The following is an 18,164-nucleotide window of genomic DNA, read 5'->3' on the forward strand; positions in this document are numbered from 1 at the left end:
ACGCGCGATGCGTCGAGAGTCCACCCCCGTGCGCAAATCGCCCGCGCCCGCGAGGGTGGCCGCATGGCTGAAGAAGAGACGACGAAGACCGTGTCCGACCTGATCGTCGAGCGCCTCGAGGCGTGGGGTGTGAGCCGCGTCTACGGCTACGCCGGCGACGGGATCAACCCCCTCCTCGGTGCCCTGCGGCGCGCGGGCCGACCCGCTTTCGTTCGCGCCAAACACGAGGAAGCCGCGGCGTTCATGGCGTGCGCCGAGGCGAAGTACCGGCACGACGTGGGCGTCGTGGTGTCGACGCAGGGCCCCGGTGCCGTCCACCTGCTGAACGGGCTCTACGACGCCCTCCTCGACAGCGTGCCGGTCGTCGCCCTCGTCGCCCAGCAGCACACGACGGTGATCGGCTCCGACTACCAACAGGAGATCGATCTCCCGGTGCTGTTCCGAGACGTCTCCGCGCCGCGCGCGCACCTGGTGTCCTCCGCCGAACAGCTTCCGATGGTCCTCGACCGCGCGTTCCGCGCCGCGCTCGCCGAGTCTCGGCCGGCGGTCGTCATCCTTCCCCACGACGTGCAGACGGCACCCGCGCCCGAGCTCGGGCAGGCGCACGGCGAGCTGGTGTCCTCGCCGCTGTGGGCCGAGGGACGGATCCTCGCCCGCGAGGACGACATCGTGGCCGCCGCGGAGTTGCTGGAGGCCGGCGAGCGCCCCGTGATCCTCGCCGGCCGCGGCGTACGCGGCGCGCGCGAGGAGCTCCTGCGATTCGCGGAGCGGATCGGCGCGGCCGTCGTGACGAGCCTCCTCGGCAAACCGTATGTCGACGAGGCGCACCCCCTCGCGGCCGGGACAATGGGGCACCTCGGCACGACCGCGTCGGCGAGGCTCCTCCAGAGCTGCGACACTCTCCTCATCGTGGGATCGCACGACCCGTGGACGGAGTTCTACCCGGCGCCCGGGCAGGCTCGGGCCGTTCAGATCGACATCGACGCGTCGGTCCTCGGCGACCGCTACCCGGTGGAGGTGGGCGTCGTGGGCGATAGTGCTGACGCGCTCGAACGGCTCGCCGGTCGGGTCTCCCCGCGCCCCCACTCTCCCTGGCGCGAGGAGGTCGAGCGCCGCGTGCGTCAGTGGCATGACATCTCACGGCGACGCGCGGAGCTCCCCGCCCGCCCGGTCAACCCGGAGCTCGTCGTCCGTCGATTCGGCGAGCGCCTGGCCCACGACGCGCAGCTCGCGCTCGATGTCGGCAGCGGCGTCTACCACTACGCGCGCCAGGTGCGGCTACCCGTGGGGGTCGAGGCGCACCTCTCCAGCACGCTCGCGAGCATGGGCTGCGGGATCCCCTACGGCATCGCCGCGAAGGAGTCGGCACCCGAACGGCCGGTGGCCGTCATCGCGGGCGACGGCGCAATGCAGATGCTGGGTAACGCCGAGCTCATCACGCTCTCCGAGCGATACACCAGCTGGTCCGATCCGAGGTTCGTCGTTCTCGTCTTGCACAACCGCGACCTCGCGGAGGTGAGCTGGGAGCAGCGGGAGACCGAGGCGGAGCCCCGCTTCGTCGCCTCGCAGGACGTTCCGCGCTTCGATTTCTCCGGCTATGCCGAGCTGCTCGGCCTACGCGGCCTGAGGATCGACGACCCGGATCAGGTCGACGCGGTGCTGGACGCCGCGTTCGCGAGCGACCGCCCCGTGCTGATCGAGGCCGTCACCGACCCCGATGTGCCACTGCTTCCGCCGTTCCCGCACGGCGAGAAGATGCTCGAAGCGATGCGCGCCGGTCTCCGCGCCGAGGCCAACGCGCACGCGCGCGAGCTGCTCGACGTATACGCCTGGCTCGAGCAGGAACACCCTTACGAGAACGGAGACGTCATGTCAGACCCGCACACCCACCCCGACCAGAACGACCTCGCCACGGGGCACCCGTCGCAGGCCGAGGGCGAAGACCCCGATCGCCCCGGCACCGGGACGGACGCCGTCACCGACGGTCACCCCTCACAGGCCGAGGGCGAAGACCCCGACGACGCGAACGCGGAGCGGTAGGCTCAGGCGCCGAGGCGCTTCAGCGCCGTCTGCACGACGGCCGCCGTGCGACCGAGCGACTCGGCGAAACGGGTCGCCGGCTCGGGAAGCGGCGGGTAGACGGACTGGGTCGCCTCGGTCGCCAGCTCGGCCTCGTCGACGAAGAACGGCATGAGCCAGTCGTCGACCTCCTCGAGCGGACCCGCGCTGAGGCGGTAGTAGCGGTGCTGCCCGTCCTCGCGCACCGTGACGAGCCCGGCGTCGCGCAGGACCTTGAGGTGTTTCGACACGGTCGGCTGCGTGACGCTCAGCTCGCCGACGATCTGCGAGACGCTGGTACCGTCCTCCGTCTGCTGGTCGCGTTCGAGGAGCACGCGCAGGATGTCGCGGCGAGTGCTGTCGGCGATCACGCTGAAGATGTCGGCCATACCCCTCAGCGTATGCCATCGTCGACATATACAACATGGATGGAGCCGCGCGGCGATACGATGATCGCTGGTCTACGGGGCGATGAAGGGATCGATCAGGGATGCCGGGCAGCCAATCTTCGGTCGGCAGTGCGCTGATTCGGCGTACCACCCGCGCGGCGTGGCGGTGGTTCCGCTTCATCACGACGCATTCGCCGTCGCGCTTCGCGATCACGGTGTTCGCGGGGCTCGTGCTGCTCACGACGGCTCTCCTGTCGTTGCCGATCGCGTCCGCAGATCGGCAGGTCACGCCGCTGACTGACGCCCTCTTCACTGCCATGTCGACCATCTGCGTCACGGGCCTCGCGAGCGTCGACATGGGCACCCACTGGTCGCACTTCGGTCAGGGCGTGATATACGTCGGCGTCAACATCGGCGGAATGGGCGCGCTGACCCTCGCGTCGATGCTCGGGATGATCGTGTCGAAGCGTATGGGTCTGCGCGCGAAACTCATCGCCGCCGGCGACACCAACCCGCTGCGCGCGCACGGCGGATCCGTGAACGAGTCGCAGGCGGTCCGGCTCGGCGAGGTGGGCCAGCTCCTGCGCACCGTCGCGCTGTCGACCGTGCTGATCGAGCTCGTCGTGGGCCTGCTGATCTACCCCTCGGTCACCGCGAAGTATGGCTGGCTCGAGGCGCTCTGGGTTTCGCCCATGTATGCGGCGATGGCGTTCACGAACACTGGCTTCACCCTGAACGAGGGCGGCATCGCGGTGTTCCAGGACGACTACATGTTCATGACCGTGATCATGTTGGCCGTCATTACGGGAAGCGTGGGCTTCCCGGTGCTGTTTGCGCTGTCGCGCCACCTCTTCCACCCCAAGAAGTCGCACTTCTTCCGCCCCTCGACGTGGTCGCTGCACGTCAAGCTGACGCTGATCACCTCGGGCCTGCTGCTGGTCGGCGGCGCGGGCGCCTTCCTCATCCTCGAATACGACAACCCGCACACCTTCGGCTCGATGGGCTTCGGGGAGTCGCTGTTCCACGCGCTCTTCCTCTCCTCGATGACCCGGTCGGGCGGCTTCTCCTTCGTCGACATGGGCGAGCTGTACGGATCCGGCACGGTCGTGGGATCCATGCTGATGTTCGTCGGGGGCGGTTCGGCCTCCACGGCGGGCGGCATCAAGGTGACGACGCTCGCCGTGCTCGCCCTCGCGGTGTGGTCGGAGGCGCAGGGTCGGCAGTCGGTCCAGGTATTCGGCCGCCGGATCCCCTCGGACGTGCAGCGCGTCGCGGTCGCGGTCCTCGCGTGGGGCGCCACGATCGTCGCGCTCGCGACGATCGTCGTCGCCCAGATCACGCACGCCCCCATCGCGCAGGTCATGTTCGACGTGATCTCCGCCTTCGGCACAGTGGGACTGACGAGCGGGCTCACGGAGACCCTGCCGGATTCGGCCCTCTGGGTCATGGCGGTGACCATCTTTATGGGTCGCGTTGGTACAGTCACTCTCGCCGCTGCTGTCGCGGCGACATCGAAATCGCAGCTGTATGCGCTGCCCGTCGAAAGGCCGATCGTTGGTTGAACCGATCAGGAGCGACTCTCCCGTTCTCGTCGTCGGGCTCGGCCGCTTCGGTGCGGCGTGCGCGGGCGAGCTCGACCGCCTCGACCGCGACGTGCTCGCCGTCGACTCGAACCTCGAGCTCGTGCAGAAGTGGTCGGAGCGGGTCACCCACGCCGTGCAGGCCGATGGGCGCAACCTCGAGGCGCTGCGCCAGATCGGCGCCCAGGACTTCGACGTCGCCGTCGTCGCGACGGGGTCGTCGATCGAGGCCTCGGTCCTCATCACGGCGAACCTCGTCGACCTGAAGGTGCCGCAGATCTGGGCGAAGGCGACGAGCCTCTCGCACGGCAAGATCCTCTCGCGCGTCGGCGCGAACCACGTCATCTACCCCGAGCGCGAGGCGGGCGAGCGCGTCGCGCACCTCGTGAGCGGACAGATGCTCGACTTCATCCGCTTCGACGACGACTTCGTGCTGGCGAAGATGTTCCCGCCGAAGTTCATCCGCGGCGTCTCTCTCGCCGACTCGGGTATGCGCACCCGTTACAACGTCACGGTCGTCGGCGTGAAGTCGCCCGCGAAGCCGTTCCGCTACGCCGAGGCGACCACGGTCGTGACAAACCACGACCTCATCATCGTGTCGGGCACGAACGAGAACGTGGAGCGCTTCGCGGCCCTCGACCGCTGAGCCGGCTCAACCCTCGGCAGCCAGCTCCTTCGCGCGGGCGTAGGCGGCGTCGGTCGCGGCGGAGAAGGTCGATGCAAGCTCGGCCCGCTGGAGCACCTCCACGGCCTTCTCCGTCGTACCCCTAGGACTCGTGACGCGGCGGCGCAATTCGGCGGGGTCGTCCCCCTCGGCCTCGAGCAGGCGACTCGCACCGATAAAGGTCTGCTCGGCGAGCACACGGGCGGTCCGCTCGTCGAAGCCCTGGTGGCGGGCGGCCTCGATGAACGCCTCGATGAGGAGGAAGACGTAGGCCGGACCCGATCCGGAGATCGTCGAGATCGCGTCGATGCCGTCGTCCCCGTCGACCTCCACGGCGGATCCGACCGTCTCGAAGAGGCGGCGAACGAGGGCTACATCGTCCGGGGAGGCGTGAGATCCCGCGGCGATCCCCGCCACCCCGCGACCGACCGTCGAGGGGGTGTTCGGCATCGAGCGGATCACGGCGCGCGCGCCGACCCTGGCCTCGATCTGCGCCAGCGTGATGCCCGCCGCGAGGCTCACGATGATGGCGTCCTCCGCGAGGCTCGGAGCGATCTCGTCGAGAAGGTCGGCGATCATGTACGGCTTGACGCCGAGCACGACGACGCGGGCATCCGCGGCCGCGCGGGCGTTGGCGCCGGGATCCTGCTCGAGCGCGAGGCTCGTGACGCCCTCGAGCCCCGCCAGGGCCTCGGCCTTCGCGGCCGAACGGTTCGTCACGTAAATCGGCCCCTCGACAGGGATCCCGCTGGCGACGAGCCCCCGCACGATCGCACCGCCCATGGATCCGGCGCCGAGGAACGCGAGCGAGGGGAAGGCATCTGAGGAAAGACCGTGTGGCATACCCATCACAGTACAACTGCGCTTAGGCTCACGAGTATGAGTGCTCACGGTGGCGGCAAGGCGATTCTTGCCGCGTTCCTCGCGAACATGGGCATCGCCCTCGCGAAACTGATCGGTTGGCTGCTGTCCGGATCCGCATCGATGCTCGCCGAGGCGGTGCACTCGATCGCCGACTCCAGCAACCAGGTTCTGCTCTTCATCGGCGGCAAGCGCGCGGGTCGCCACGCCGACCGGGCACACCCCTTCGGCTACGGTCGCGAGCGGTACGTCTACGCATTCGTCGTCGGCATCATCCTGTTCTCGGTCGGCGGCCTGTTCTCGGTGTACGAGGGCGTCGAGAAGCTCACCCACCCGCACGAGCTCAGCGCCGACTGGTGGTGGCTGCCGATCGTGATCCTCGTGGTGGCGATCGTGCTCGAGTTCTTCTCGCTACGCACCGCGATCAACGAGGCCAACCAGGTCCGCGTGAAGGGTCAGTCGTGGTGGCAGTTCATCCGCCGCTCGCGCTCGCCCGAGCTGCCCGTGCTCCTGCTCGAGGACACGGCGGCGCTCATCGGCCTCGTACTCGCGCTCGCAGGTGTGAGCGCCTCGGTCATCACCGGAGATCCCGTCTTCGACGCCATCGGCACGCTCGCGATCGGCGTGCTGCTGATCCTCGTCGCGATCGTCGTCGGCATCGAGATGAAGAGCCTGCTCGTCGGCGAGGGCGCGACCGCCGACCAGCTCGACACGATCATCCACGCGATCGAGTCGGGCGACGACGTCGAGAAGCTGATCCACCTGAAGACGCTCTACCTCGGCCCGGAGGAACTGCTCATCGCCGCGAAGATCGGTCTGCCGACCGACAAGCTGCTGGGCGACGTGGCGCGCGACATCGACGAGATCGAGGGCCGGATCCGCGCCGCCGTGCCGGACGCGCGCGTCATCTACCTCGAGCCCGACGTCTACCGCCGCTCCGACGCCGACAAGCCCCCAACCGAGGCCTTCGTCTTCCCCTCGAGCGACTAACCCACCCCACACCGTTCAAATGACACTTTTCGCTAGTCCTGGGCGGGATAAGGGGCCAAAGGTGTCATTCGAACTGCGCGAGGCGAGGCGGAGCGCGGGCGCGGGCGCGGGCGGAGCGTGGGCGCGCGGGGCGCGGTGGGTTAGCGGCGGGTGGTGAAGAAGCGCTCCAGCGGGAGCCTTGACTCGTCCTCCAGCACGCCGCCGATGACCTCGGCGCGGTGGGGAAGGCGCCGGTCGCGGACCACGTCGTAGACGGATCCGGCGGCGCCCGCCTTCTCGTCCCACGCCCCGAAGACGAGGCGCGAGATCCGCGCCTGGAGCAGCGCGCCGGCGCACATGAGGCACGGCTCCAGCGTCACGACGAGCGTGCAACCGGTGAGGTTCCAGGATCCGTACGCCCGGGCCGCTTCGCGCATCGCGAGCACCTCGGCGTGCGCGCTCGGGTCGTGCGTCTCCTCGCGCCGATTGCGGCCCGATCCGATCACGGCACCGGCGGGATCCACAACGAGCGCGCCAACCGGCACCTCGCCCGCGGCGCCCGCCTCCTCCGCGAGCACGAGCGCCCTGCGCACCAGGGCGATATCGGAGGAGTTTGGGTTCACTCTCCCACCCTAGGTGGGTAGCCTGATCGCATGCGCGTGCACATTGCCGATCACCCCCTCATCACCCACAAGCTCTCGGTGCTGCGAGACAAGAACACCCCGTCGCCGATCTTCCGCCAGTTGACGGAAGAGCTCATGACGCTTCTCGCCTACGAGGCGACCCGCAACGTGCGCGTCGAGCAGTGCGAGATCGAGACCCCCGTGACGAAGACGGTAGGCGTCAAGATCGCGAGCCCGAAGCCGCTCGTGGTGCCGATCCTCCGCGCGGGCCTCGGCATGCTCGAGGGCATGACGAAGCTCGTTCCGACCGCCGAGGTCGGCTTCCTCGGCCTGGTCCGCGACGAGGAGACCTTCCAGCCCGTCACCTACGCCGAGCGCCTTCCGGACGACCTCTCGGGACGCCAGTGCTTCGCGCTGGACCCGATGCTCGCGACCGGCGGATCCCTCGCCGCGGCGATCTCCTACCTCTTCGACCGCGGCGCGGAGCACGTCACCGCCGTGTGCCTGCTCGGCACGCCGGAGGGCCTGAAGAAGATCGAGGAGCTCGTGGGAGACCGCGACGTGACGCTCGTGCTCGGCGCGCTCGACGAGGGCCTCAACGAGAAGGGGTACATCGTCCCCGGCCTCGGCGACGCGGGCGACCGCCTGTACGGCACGGCCGAATAATCAGACGCGACGATGCCGCCGGCCCCTTCGGACCGGCGGCATCGTCGCGCGAGTCAGCCCTTCACGCTTCCGGCCAGGAGGCCGCGCACGAAGAAGCGCTGGAGTGCGAAGAACACGATCAGCGGCAGCAGGATCGAGATGAACGCGCCCGCCGTGAGCAGGTGCCAGTCCTGCCCGCGGTCGCCCGTCATCGCGGCCAGCGCCGCCGTCAGCGGCTGCACGGTGCGCGATCCTCCCGAGAACGTCAGACCGACGAGCAGGTCGTTCCAGACCCAGAGGAACTGGAAGATCGCATAGCTCGCGATCGCCGGGAGCATGAGCGGCAGCATCACGCGCAGGAAAACCGTCACGTGCCCGGCGCCGTCGATGCGCGCCGCCTCGATCAGGTCGCGCGGCACCTCGGACATGAAGTTGTGCAACAGGAAGATCGCGAGCGGCAGACCGAAGATCGTGTGCGCCGTCCAGAGCGAGAGGAACGGGAACATGCTCGCAACCTCGGTGCCCGAGAAGATGCGCAGCAGCGGGATGAGCGCCATCTGCAGGGGCACGATCTGGAGGGTGAACACCGCCACGAAGACGATGTCGCGGCCCTTCCACTCGAGCACGGAGAACGCGTACGAGGCCATGATCGCGAGGATCAGCGGTGCAAGGGTGCCCGGAATCGCGATCACGATCGAGTTCTGGAAGAACACGGCCAGGTTCGTCGACGTGGATCCCTGCAGCACCTGCTGGTAGTTCTCGAGCGTGAACTGCGGGTCGGCGAAGATCGACCACCAACCGCTCGATTTGATCTCCGACTCGGGGCGGAACGACGAGATGAACAGCCCGAAGGTCGGCACGGTCCAGAGCACGGCGATCACGAGCGCCACGGCGCTGCCGATGCGGTTGCCGACGAGCTTCTTGAAGCTGCCGGCGGCGGATCCGCTCTTCTTCGTCGGGTTCACCGCTGTGAGGGTCTGGGTACTCATCCTCGCACCGCCTTGTTCTTGTTCATCTGACGCACGTTGTAGATCACGACCGGCACGACGAGCAGGAAGATCACGACGGCCATCGCGGATCCGATGCCGTTGTCGCCGTAGGTGAACGACCAGTCGTACATCTCGTTGGCGAGCACCTGCGTCTTGAACTCGGCGCCCGTCATGGTCTGCGTGATGTCGAACACCTTGAGCGTCGCGATGCAGATCGTCGTGAGCACGACGACGAGCGACGGGCGGATCGACGGGATGGTGATGCGGAAGAACAGCTGCCATGCGCCCGCGCCGTCGAGCTTGGCCGCCTCGACGATGTCGGTCGGGACGGCCTTGATCGCGGCGGAGAGCACGACCATCGCGAAGCCGGCCTGGATCCACACCATCACGACGATGAGGAAGACGGTGTTCCACGGCGAATCCTGCAGGAATCGCACCGGCTCGGCGCCGAACTGCGTGATGACGGCGTTGAGCAGACCGATCTGCTCCTGCGCCGCGCCGCGGTACTCGTAGACGAACTTCCAGATGATACCGGCGCCGACGAAGGAGATCGCCATCGGCAGGAACAGCAGCGACTTCGCGACCTTCTCGAAGCGCGACTTGTCGATCAGCACGGAGTAGACGAGCCCGATCACGGTGGATCCGAGCGGCACGAGCACCACCCAGAGGAGGGAGTTGCCGAGCGCCTGCAGGCCGTCGTTGAACAGGTACGCGTAGTTGTCGAGTCCGACGAACTCATCGCTGCGCTTGTCCATGAGCGACATCCACATCGTGCGGATGGCGGGGTAGATCAGTCCGACGACGAGCAGCAGCAGCGCCGGTCCGCCGAAGATCGCGGCCATGAGGTAGGTCTGCTTGCGGCCGCGCACGCGGTCGACGACCGTTGCGATGAGCAACAGGATCGCGAGGACCGCGAGGAACGCAAGCACGGCCAGGATCAGCTGACCGTTCTTGGAATAGAGAAAGAATCCCATCGTGGTTGCCTCCTATCGGGCGAGGATGGGCCGGGGCACCCTCGCAGGCGTGCCCCGGCCCATCACGCGCGGTTTACGGCCAGCTGCTCTCGACCTTGGCGAGCGCCTCGGCGGCCGTCTGCTGACCATCGATCCAGTTCGTCAGCTCCGACCAGAAGCTGCCCGCGCCCACCTGCGACGGCATGAGGTCCGAGCCGTCGAAGCGGGCCGTGGCGCCCTCGTCCTGGAAGAGGTCGATCGTCAGGCGCAGCACGTCGCTGGAGGCCTTCTCGGGGTCGGCGCCCGAGTTCGGGCTGACCATGCCGCCGATCTCCATGCGGGTGTTCGCCCACTCGGGCGAGGCGAGGTAGGCCTCGAGGGCCTGTGCCGCCGGCGTGTCGCTGAACGGTGCGAGGTAGTCGCCCGCGATCAGCAGGGGCTTCTCCTCGGCGGTGTCGGCCGGCAGGTAGAAGGCGAAGATGTCGCCGTCGGGGCCGACATCCGTGCCCTCGGGAAGCTGGGCCTCGAAGAAGCTCGCGGCGCGGAACAGGAAGCAGTTGCCGTCGAGCACCTGCAGGCCGGCGTCGGCCCACGGCGTCGTCGCGATCGAGCGCGAGTCACCGATGCCGCCGTTGACGTAGTCCTCGTTCTGGAGGATCGATCCGGCGCGCTCGAGCGAGGCGACGATCTGCGGGTCGTCGAACGGGATCTCGTGGTTCACCCACTGGTCGTAGACGTCCGGGCCCGCCTCGCGGAGGACCATGTCCTCCATGAAGTCGGTCGCCGGCCATCCGGTCGCGCCACCCGACTCGATGCCGGAGCACCAGGGCTTGACGCTGTCGCTGCCGTGGTCGGCCGAGATCTGGTCGGAGAGTGCCATCATCTCGTCCCAGGTCGTCGGGATCTCGTACCCGTTCTCCTCGAACACGCTCGGCGAGTACCAGACGAACGACTTCGCGGATCCCTGGATCGGGATGCCGTACTGCGTGCCGTCGACGTTTCCGTAGCTCAGCCAGTCCTCGCTGTAGTTCGCCTGGGCCGCGGCGAGGGCGTCGTCGCCGAGCGGCTTGAGGTAGTCGCCCTCGACCATGCGACCGAGGAGGCCCGGCTGCGGGAAGATCGCGAGGTCCGGGGCGTTGCCGCCCTCGACCTGCACGAAGATCTGCGACTCGAAGTCGTTGCTGGGGTTGTGCTCGATCGTGATGCCGGTGCAGGCCGCGAAATCGGCCCACGACTGCTCGAGCATCTCGCCCTCGGTGCCCTCGATCGTCGACGAGATCGTGACGGTGTCGCCTTCGAAGGTTCCGTAGGCCTCGTACGGGGCGCAGTCGGCGCCGGATCCGCCGCCGTTGTCGCCGCCGTTCGATCCTCCGCCCGCGGGTCCGCCGAGGTCGTCGCCCGCGCAGCCCGCGAGGGCGAGAACCGCCACGAGACCACCCGCTAGCGAGGCTCCCGCTCGGCGCATCGTGATTGTCGTCATCTCAACGTCCTCTCTGACGTGGAACTGTTTCCTGCGGCGGTGCCGCCGCTCTTCGCACACTGGTCATCAAACCGTGGTCTGATGCAAAATGCAAGCGCTTACAAAAAATCGCTCGTAACGGTACGGTCACGCACGCGAGCTCATCGAAACGGCCGCCGTGGATCCGTTGTCGACGAGCGCGACGGGGAAGCGCACGTCGCGCCCGACGTGCGCGCCCGCGATCATCTCGAGCAGCAGCGTCGCCCCCGCATCGCCCTGGGCGCGCGCGTCCTGCGCGACCGTCGTCAGGCGGATGAGCGACGAGAGCTCGTGCCCGTCGACGCCGATGACCGACATCTCCTCCGGCACCCGGATCCCCCGGGCGCGCAACTCCTCGAGTGCGCCGAACGCCATCTCGTCGGAATAGGCGAAGATCGCGGTCATGTCGGGGTGGGCGTCGAGGAGCGCCGCGGCGGCGGCGCGCCCGCCGGCCTGCGTGTAGTCGCCGAATGTCTCGAGGCTCTCGTCGTACTCGAGACCGAGTTCGGCGAGCGCCGCGATCGTCCCCTCGTGTCGTTCGGCCGCCGACGACCAGCGGGAGTCGTACGGGACCTTCGCCCCGATCTGCCCGATCCGGCGGTGACCGAGCGCGGCGAGGTGCTCGATCGCGATCCGGGAGCCCTCGTGGTCGTTCATGCTCACCCGCACGTGATCGGGCGGGCCCGTGCCGACGAAGACCATTGGCACCGACAGCTCGTCGAGCGTGCGCCGTTCGTCGGGCGAGAGCGGGATCCCGAGCACGATCACGCCGTCGACGCGCTGCCGCATTGCCGACATGTCGATCGGCGCGCGGGATCCGTCGAGCGAGAAGTCGAACGCGTGCAGCAGCACGTCGTATCCGGCCGCCCGCAGCCGCTCCTCGGCGCCCTCCACGACGTTGCGGTTGAACCAGCGCGAGAAGGACGCCGTCAGCAGCCCGATCGTGCGGGTGCGTCCGCTCGCGAGCGATGCGGCCGAGGGGCTCGGCACATAGTTCAGCTCGGCCGCGGCCCGGCGCACACGCGCGCGCGTCGCCTCGCGCACCTCGGGCAGGCCGCGAAGCGCGCGCGACACGGTCGCGGTCGAGACGCCCGCCAATCGCGCGACGTCGTCGATCCCTACCCCACCGATTCCTGATCCCACAAAACTGAAGTGTGCACCATCGGGGACGGATCCGCCATCGAGCCCGCCCGTGCGGTGCGTGTCCGGGTCGTCCGCGCGGGACCCGGACGGGCGCGTCTCGCTAGGGTTCGAGCTCGCGGAAGGCACGGTCGAAATCCGCCGCGTCCTCGATGTCGAGCTTCGCGAAACGGGCGCGAACGTACTCGAGGTGTTGGCGGATGTCGCGGCTCGTGCCGGCGACGACGTCCGACTCGATGCGGCCCACCGCCTCCGACAGGATGCGCGCTTGCTCGCCGATACCCTCGGCGAGCGCGGCGATCGCGATCCGCGCCTCCGACGAGGCCGATGGGTACATGCGGTCGTTCTCGGCCGCGAGCGAGACGACGTTCGGGAGCGTCTCGGTCGCGATCGCGTGCAGCAGGAGGAGATCCCCGTCGACATGCGCGCGGGAGGCGATGTCGGGCAGGGAGGCGACGCCGTGCAGCTTCTCGCACACGGCCATCAGGCGCCCCTTCGCCTCCGCTCCCGTTTCGCCCGCGGGGCCGCGCCACATCGCCGAGCGAAGCCCGCGGATCCGCTCGCCCTGCGCGATCGCGCCGGCGCGGATCTCATTCAGCGACGCGGCGACGCGCTCCGCGTCGGTGGGTTCCGGATCCGGCTTCGCGGGCATCGCGAGCGCCGCTCCCCCGCCGCCGATGACGACGCCGATTCCGGCCGCAATGAGCGGCGCGAAGTCGAGCCCGATCCAGAGCGCCGCCGTCGCGGCCGCGGCGCCCCCGATGCCGACCGCGCCGGGCACGGCGAGGCGGCGGAGCCTCGCGGCGCCCCGGTCGTCTCGGCCGGGCGTCACAGGTATCCCCGGATCTCGCGGAACACGCTCGCCAGGCTCGCCTCGGCCGCGATGAACGTCCTGCCGCCCGTGAGCTCGGTGAGCGCGCGCATCTCCTCGGCGTCGGCCTCGGCGAAGACGATCGCGTGCACGGGCACGCGCGCCGCCTCGGGGCTCGCTTCGACGAAGTCTTCGTACCAGGCCGTGAAATCGTCGAGGTCCGCACCGGACCCGTTGGCGCCGTCGCTGAACAGCACGACCGAGCTGATGCTGTCGTCGCCCGCCTCGGGCACGGTCTGCCGGAGGGCGGTCTCGACCGCGTCGTAGATCGCGGTGCCTCCGCCCGGGTGGTAGCGATCGACGCGATCGTTGATCTCGTCCATGGCCGCGGCGTACCCCGACGGATCGACGGGGATATCCGCCGTGATCTGCGATTTCGTGACGTCCGCGAACTCGAGGTAGGTGATCCGCTCGCGGGGCTGGAGCGTGAGAAAGCCTCCCGAGTCCGTCGCCGGCTCGCCCGAGAGCACGCGCAGCGCCTCGTGCAGGTCGTCCATGCGCTCGCCCTGCGACATGGAACCGGAGGTGTCGATCGCGAACACCATCTGCGCGGGCTTGCGGGCCGTCGACACCCACGTGCGCAGCAGCTGTTGCACCGTCTGCAGCTGCGCGGGGAAGGGCAGTTCGAACGATGTCGCGGCATCCGCGGGTGCGGTCGCGTTCGTGCGTCGGTGCGTGAGGTCCGAGATGCGCTTCTGCACGACGTCGTCCATGAGGTAGTCGACCGCGGCGTCGTACGCCTCGGCCGCCTCCGCTTCGGCGGTCGTCAGCAGGGTGAGGGGATAGTCGCTCGTGATGGATCCGTCGGACGGCGCGAGGATGTCGAGGCCCAGCTCGAGCCCCGTCAGCACGGATTCGTAGTTGAAGACGGCGTCGGCCGCTCCCGGATCCTCCGCGAAGCGCTCGGCGAGCCAGCCGCTCGAGCCGGAGACGAGGCTCTGGCCGCTCGCGAAACCTTCCAGGAGCGGCGTCACGGCGTCGATGTCGTCCTCCGTCAGCACCGTCCCCGTTCCGGCGAGCGCCGTCGCCGCCTGCACAAGCGTGGTGAAGCCGCTGTTGCTCGCGACCGGGCTCGTCATCCCGTAGCTGAGCTCGTCGGCTTCGATGGCCGAGACCACGTCCTGCCAGCTCGGCGGGGCGTCGCTCGACCAGCCGAGCGCCGCGGACGCCTCGGGCTTGATGCCGAGCACCACGGGCGAGCGCATGATCGACGTCGCCTCGTCGATGAGCTCCTGACCCTCGGGGAACAGCGACAGGTAGCGGTTCGACGGGAACCAGGTGGCGTCCCAGGCCGGATCCGCGCCACCGACGAGCGCCTCGGTGCCGTCCAGGGTGCCCATGTACTCGAACTCGAGACGCACGCCGGTCGCTTTTTCCAGGTCATCGAGGATCGGCGCCATGTCCTCGACCTCGCTTCCCGCGAGGACCCGGAGCGTGTGCTCGGGCCCGCCCGTGCAGGCCGCGAGGCCGCCGAAGGCGAGCAGGGCCGCGGCCCCGGCCGCGATGATGCGCTGGGCGCGGTTCATTCGTCTTCCTCTGTGGCGGGCGCGGCCGTGTCGTCGTCCGCCGGCACAGAACTGCCCGCCGCGACGTCGTACTGCGCGCCGATCGTGGTGAGCAGGTAGTCCATGACCTCGTAGCTCGGCTCCTGCGCCACGTCGACCATCGTGGCCGTGTCGACGTAGCCGGTGAGATCCTCCTCGGCGACGAGCTCGTCGAAGACCGCGGCGTGAGTTCCCGTGGGGCGGAAGCCGTGCTCCGCGAGCAGCCGCGCGAGGTCCTCGTCGTTCTCGAGCAACTCCATGACCGCGGCGCCATCGTCCGAGTAGGTCACGGCGGTGTGCTTACTGAAGATCGTCGGCGCGAGGGAGGCGATCACCATGCCCGGGCGGATCCGCGAACGCTCGGCGAGCTGCTCCTCGAGGAACTGCCCCTCGTAGATCATCACCATCGGCACCGCGCTGATCCCCTGCGAGAGGTAGTCGCCGAAGGGGCCCGCCGAGCTCGCGCCGGAGTAGCCCTGCGCGAGGAAGAGGCGAGTAAGCCGCGGAAGCAGCTCGTCGGCCCGCTCGCGGCTCGTGACGACGCTGCTCTCGTTCGCGACGTACGCCGCGAGCGCGAGGTACTGGCCGGCGGAGTTGGACGAGCGGATATCGGTCGAGGTGATCATGACGCTCCGCGGGGAGTCGTATTCGCCCTGCGAGATCTCGTTCCAGCGCGTATCGTCCGTCACCAGCGCGAGGTAGGCGTCGACGTCGAGGGTCCATGCCCCGTCCTCGTCCTGCCGCGCCGCGCCCGCGGCCTCGAGGATCCGCATGATCGGTTCGAACGTCGCGATCGCCATCGGCGAGAAGAACGGTTGGTAGACGCCCGTGGATCCGGGAACCTCGCTGCGCAGGTGCTGGGCCGCGACCTCCGAGGCCGGGAACGCGAAGTCGTTCTCGCCGATGCCCTCGAGCTCGGCCATCCGCCACGAGCCCGAAGAGCGCACCTCGACGTCGAGGCCGCGCTCCGCGAAGATCTCCCGCACGCGCGGATCCTCGAAGAACGCCACCTTCTCGCTCCCGACGACACCGGTGACGAGGCTCCCGCCGCGCGGAGCGGATCCCCTCCCGAGGCCGAGCAGCTGGATCAGGACGACCGCCAGGATCCCTACCGCGAGAATCGCGATGCCGACGATGTGCGGGGTTCGGATCTTCTTCCGTGTCGTCTGTTCTGCCATCTCACTCGCAGGCTATGCAGTGGCCACCCCCGCGACGAACGACTTCACGCACTGTTCACCGAAACATCATGTCGACAATCGGCGGATAAGACTTTCAGGCGGCCATCGCTAAGCTCGAACGCTGGGAAAAACGTGCCCGCGCATTCGGCGCCGGCTGGAGGGCCCGTCGCCACGGCTTGACGGGCCACGAAATGGACCAGGAAGGACCGCCCCGCCGAGTGCGCCACGCGCCCGCGGGGACGGACATAACTCCATGAATCAACACACGCAGACCACCAAGGATCTTCTCGAGGACCTCAAGAGCGCGACGCCGAAGAAGCGGCGAAAGGGCGGCAAAGAGGGAACCGACTGGGTCGTCTTCGGAAGCGCGGGCGCCATCGTGCTCGGCTTCATCGCCTGGGGACTGATCTCCGCGACATCGCTGGGCGACGTCGCCGCGACGGCCCTCGACTGGGTGATGGAGAACTGCAGCTGGCTCTTCGTGATCGCGGCGAGCACCTTCACGATCTTCGTTCTCGTGGTGGCGTTCAGCAAGTTCGGTCGTATCCGGCTCGGCCGGGACGACGAGGAGCCGCAGTTCAAGACGGCGTCGTGGATCTCGATGATGTTCGCGACGGGAATGGGCATCGGCCTCATCTTCAACGGCGTCGCCGAACCGCTGTACTTCTACATGTCGCCCCCGCCGGGCACGGTCGAGGGCTCGACGCCCGAGGCCGTCACGACGGCGATGGGCACCGCGCTGTTCCACTGGACCCTCTACCCCTGGGCGATGTACGCGATCGTTGGTCTCGGAATGGCCTACGGCACGTACCGGCTCGGCCGCACGCAGCTGTTCTCGAACATGTTCGCGTCGATCTTCGGCGAGCGCGTCTCGCGCACGGCCGGCGGCAAGATCATCAACATCCTCGCGATTCTCGCGACGCTGTTCGGATCCGCGTGCTCGCTCGGTCTCGGCGCGCTGCAGATTGGCGGCGGCCTGCGCTCGACCGGCATCACCGACGCCGTCGGATCCCCGCTGCTCGTGCTGATCATCGCGGTGCTGACGACGGCATTCGTCGCCTCCGCGGTGTCGGGCATCGAGAAGGGCATCCAGTGGCTGTCGAACATCAACATGGTGCTGGCCGTCGTGCTCGCCGTGATCGTGTTCGTCGTGGGGCCGACGCTGTTCATTCTGAACGTCATCCCGAACGCGATCGGCGGCTTCATCCAGGACCTGCCGCAGATGGCATCGCGCACCGCCGTCGCGGGCGACGCGTCGCTCGCCGATTGGATGAGCAGCTACACGATCTTCTACTGGGCGTGGTGGGTGTCGTGGTCGCCCTTCGTGGGCCTGTTCATCGGCCGCATCTCGCGCGGTCGCACGATCCGTCAGTTCATCGTGGGCGTGCTCCTCGTGCCGTCGGCCATCTCGCTGCTGTGGTTCTCGATCTTCGGCGGCGGCGCCATCGGGCTGCAGGAGCGTGCCGAGCAGGCGCATGACCGCGGCGAGGCGCTCGTCAACATGGTCGGCGGGCTGCCGGACATCAACACCGACACGATCCTCTTCGACATGTTCGAGAAGCTGCCCGTCAACCCGTTCATCGCGGTCGTGCTGATGGTCGTCGCGGTGCTCCTCGTCGCGATCTTCTTCGTCACGGGTGCCGACTCGGCGTCGATCGTGATGGGCGGCCTGTCCGAGCGCGGTGCGGAGGATCCCTCGAAGAAGTCGGTCATCTTCTGGGGTGTCGCAACCGGTGCCGTCGCGGCGATCATGCTGGTCGCGGGCGGCGACGATCCCGCCGCGGCCCTGAACGGCCTGCAGAACATCACGATCGTTTCGTCGGTGCCGTTCGTGATCGTCATGCTGCTGCTGTGCGTCGCGCTGTGGAAGGACCTGTCGAGGGATCCGCTCATCATCCGCGACAAGCTCGCGCGCCACGTTCTCACCGAGGCCGTCGCGGCCGGTGTCGAGCGCCACGACGGGGAGCCGTTCGAGCTCCGCACCGTCGAAACGGCGGCGATCGACATCATCGTGCCGCCGACGGAGGAGACGGAGGCCGGGGCCTCGTCCGACGCGGCGGATGCGGCCGAGGAGGAGATCCCGACGGCAACCGAGCAGGACATCGCCGCCGCGACCTCCGCGGAACTCTCGGACAAAGGCGAGCTCACCCACCCCGCCGCCGAGACCGACGCGAAGTAAGGCGCCCCCCGGCGGGAACGAGA

The 18,164-nt window shown here is 68.6% G+C and carries 16 protein-coding genes; 6 read left to right on the top strand and 10 right to left on the bottom strand.

Annotation, left to right across the window (positions count from 1 at the left end):
- Positions 1-63 precede the first annotated feature (63 nt).
- Positions 64-2,040 (top strand): thiamine pyrophosphate-requiring protein, encoded by a 1,977-nt coding sequence (locus IEX05_RS13715; protein ID WP_188702799.1) that lies wholly within the window; start codon positions 64-66, stop codon positions 2,038-2,040.
- Between the two features lie 2 nt (positions 2,041-2,042).
- Here IEX05_RS13715 and IEX05_RS13720 read toward each other — a convergent pair whose 3' ends face one another.
- Positions 2,043-2,447, bottom strand: a complete 405-nt coding sequence (locus tag IEX05_RS13720) for an ArsR/SmtB family transcription factor (protein WP_188702801.1) — start codon at positions 2,445-2,447, stop codon at positions 2,043-2,045.
- A 101-nt stretch (positions 2,448-2,548) separates the two neighbouring features.
- On the opposite strand from IEX05_RS13720, the gene IEX05_RS13725 reads away from it, so the two are divergent.
- Both IEX05_RS13725 and IEX05_RS13730 read left to right on the top strand, forming a co-directional pair.
- Entirely contained in the window at positions 2,549-4,009 is a 1,461-nt protein-coding gene (locus IEX05_RS13725; protein WP_188702803.1) for a TrkH family potassium uptake protein, read from the top strand.
- Positions 3,975-4,673 carry a potassium channel family protein gene (locus IEX05_RS13730; RefSeq protein WP_373286308.1) on the top strand — a complete coding sequence of 233 codons (699 nt, stop codon included), beginning with the start codon at positions 3,975-3,977 and terminating at the stop codon, positions 4,671-4,673. Before IEX05_RS13725 ends, IEX05_RS13730 begins: the two co-directional genes overlap by 35 nt.
- 6 nt (positions 4,674-4,679) lie before the next feature.
- On the opposite strand, the gene proC is transcribed toward IEX05_RS13730, so the two are convergent.
- Positions 4,680-5,534, bottom strand: a complete 855-nt coding sequence (proC, locus tag IEX05_RS13735; protein ID WP_188702807.1) for a pyrroline-5-carboxylate reductase — start codon at positions 5,532-5,534, stop codon at positions 4,680-4,682.
- Between the two features lie 36 nt (positions 5,535-5,570).
- On the opposite strand from proC, the gene IEX05_RS13740 reads away from it, so the two are divergent.
- Positions 5,571-6,542 (top strand): cation diffusion facilitator family transporter, encoded by a 972-nt coding sequence (locus IEX05_RS13740; protein ID WP_188702809.1) that lies wholly within the window; start codon positions 5,571-5,573, stop codon positions 6,540-6,542.
- A gap of 140 nt (positions 6,543-6,682) precedes the next feature.
- On the opposite strand, the gene tadA is transcribed toward IEX05_RS13740, so the two are convergent.
- Positions 6,683-7,144 (bottom strand): tRNA adenosine(34) deaminase TadA, encoded by a 462-nt coding sequence (gene tadA, locus IEX05_RS13745; RefSeq protein ID WP_188702812.1) that lies wholly within the window; start codon positions 7,142-7,144, stop codon positions 6,683-6,685.
- 30 nt (positions 7,145-7,174) lie between these two features.
- Between tadA and upp the strand changes: the two genes are divergently transcribed.
- Positions 7,175-7,810 (top strand): uracil phosphoribosyltransferase, encoded by a 636-nt coding sequence (gene upp, locus IEX05_RS13750; protein WP_188702814.1) that lies wholly within the window; start codon positions 7,175-7,177, stop codon positions 7,808-7,810.
- 53 nt (positions 7,811-7,863) lie between these two features.
- On the opposite strand, the gene IEX05_RS13755 is transcribed toward upp, so the two are convergent.
- From IEX05_RS13755 to IEX05_RS13785, 7 genes are all read right to left on the bottom strand, one after another.
- Positions 7,864-8,778 carry a carbohydrate ABC transporter permease gene (locus tag IEX05_RS13755; RefSeq protein WP_188702816.1) on the bottom strand — a complete coding sequence of 305 codons (915 nt, stop codon included), beginning with the start codon at positions 8,776-8,778 and terminating at the stop codon, positions 7,864-7,866.
- Complete coding sequence (locus IEX05_RS13760) at positions 8,775-9,752, bottom strand: carbohydrate ABC transporter permease (protein ID WP_188702819.1); 978 nt, start codon at positions 9,750-9,752, stop codon at positions 8,775-8,777. Before IEX05_RS13760 ends, IEX05_RS13755 begins: the two co-directional genes overlap by 4 nt.
- 73 nt (positions 9,753-9,825) lie before the next feature.
- Positions 9,826-11,211, bottom strand: a complete 1,386-nt coding sequence (locus IEX05_RS13765) for an ABC transporter substrate-binding protein (RefSeq protein WP_229661331.1) — start codon at positions 11,209-11,211, stop codon at positions 9,826-9,828.
- Between the two features lie 126 nt (positions 11,212-11,337).
- Positions 11,338-12,498 carry a LacI family DNA-binding transcriptional regulator gene (locus IEX05_RS13770; protein ID WP_229661332.1) on the bottom strand — a complete coding sequence of 387 codons (1,161 nt, stop codon included), beginning with the start codon at positions 12,496-12,498 and terminating at the stop codon, positions 11,338-11,340.
- Positions 12,473-13,201, bottom strand: a complete 729-nt coding sequence (locus IEX05_RS13775; protein ID WP_188702821.1) for a hypothetical protein — start codon at positions 13,199-13,201, stop codon at positions 12,473-12,475. The genes IEX05_RS13770 and IEX05_RS13775 overlap by 26 nt, the downstream gene beginning before the upstream one ends.
- Positions 13,198-14,766: a substrate-binding domain-containing protein gene (locus IEX05_RS13780; protein ID WP_188702823.1), complete on the bottom strand. Its 1,569-nt coding sequence runs from the start codon at positions 14,764-14,766 to the stop codon at positions 13,198-13,200. Before IEX05_RS13780 ends, IEX05_RS13775 begins: the two co-directional genes overlap by 4 nt.
- Complete coding sequence (locus IEX05_RS13785) at positions 14,763-15,962, bottom strand: hypothetical protein (protein WP_188702825.1); 1,200 nt, start codon at positions 15,960-15,962, stop codon at positions 14,763-14,765. The genes IEX05_RS13780 and IEX05_RS13785 overlap by 4 nt, the downstream gene beginning before the upstream one ends.
- A gap of 253 nt (positions 15,963-16,215) precedes the next feature.
- Between IEX05_RS13785 and IEX05_RS13790 the strand changes: the two genes are divergently transcribed.
- On the top strand, positions 16,216-18,141 hold the full coding sequence (locus IEX05_RS13790; protein ID WP_188702827.1) for a BCCT family transporter: 1,926 nt from the start codon (positions 16,216-16,218) through the stop codon (positions 18,139-18,141).
- Positions 18,142-18,164 lie beyond the last annotated feature (23 nt).

The organism is Microbacterium nanhaiense (assembly GCF_014646015.1).
Classification (GTDB): Bacteria; Actinomycetota; Actinomycetes; order Actinomycetales; family Microbacteriaceae; genus Microbacterium; species Microbacterium nanhaiense.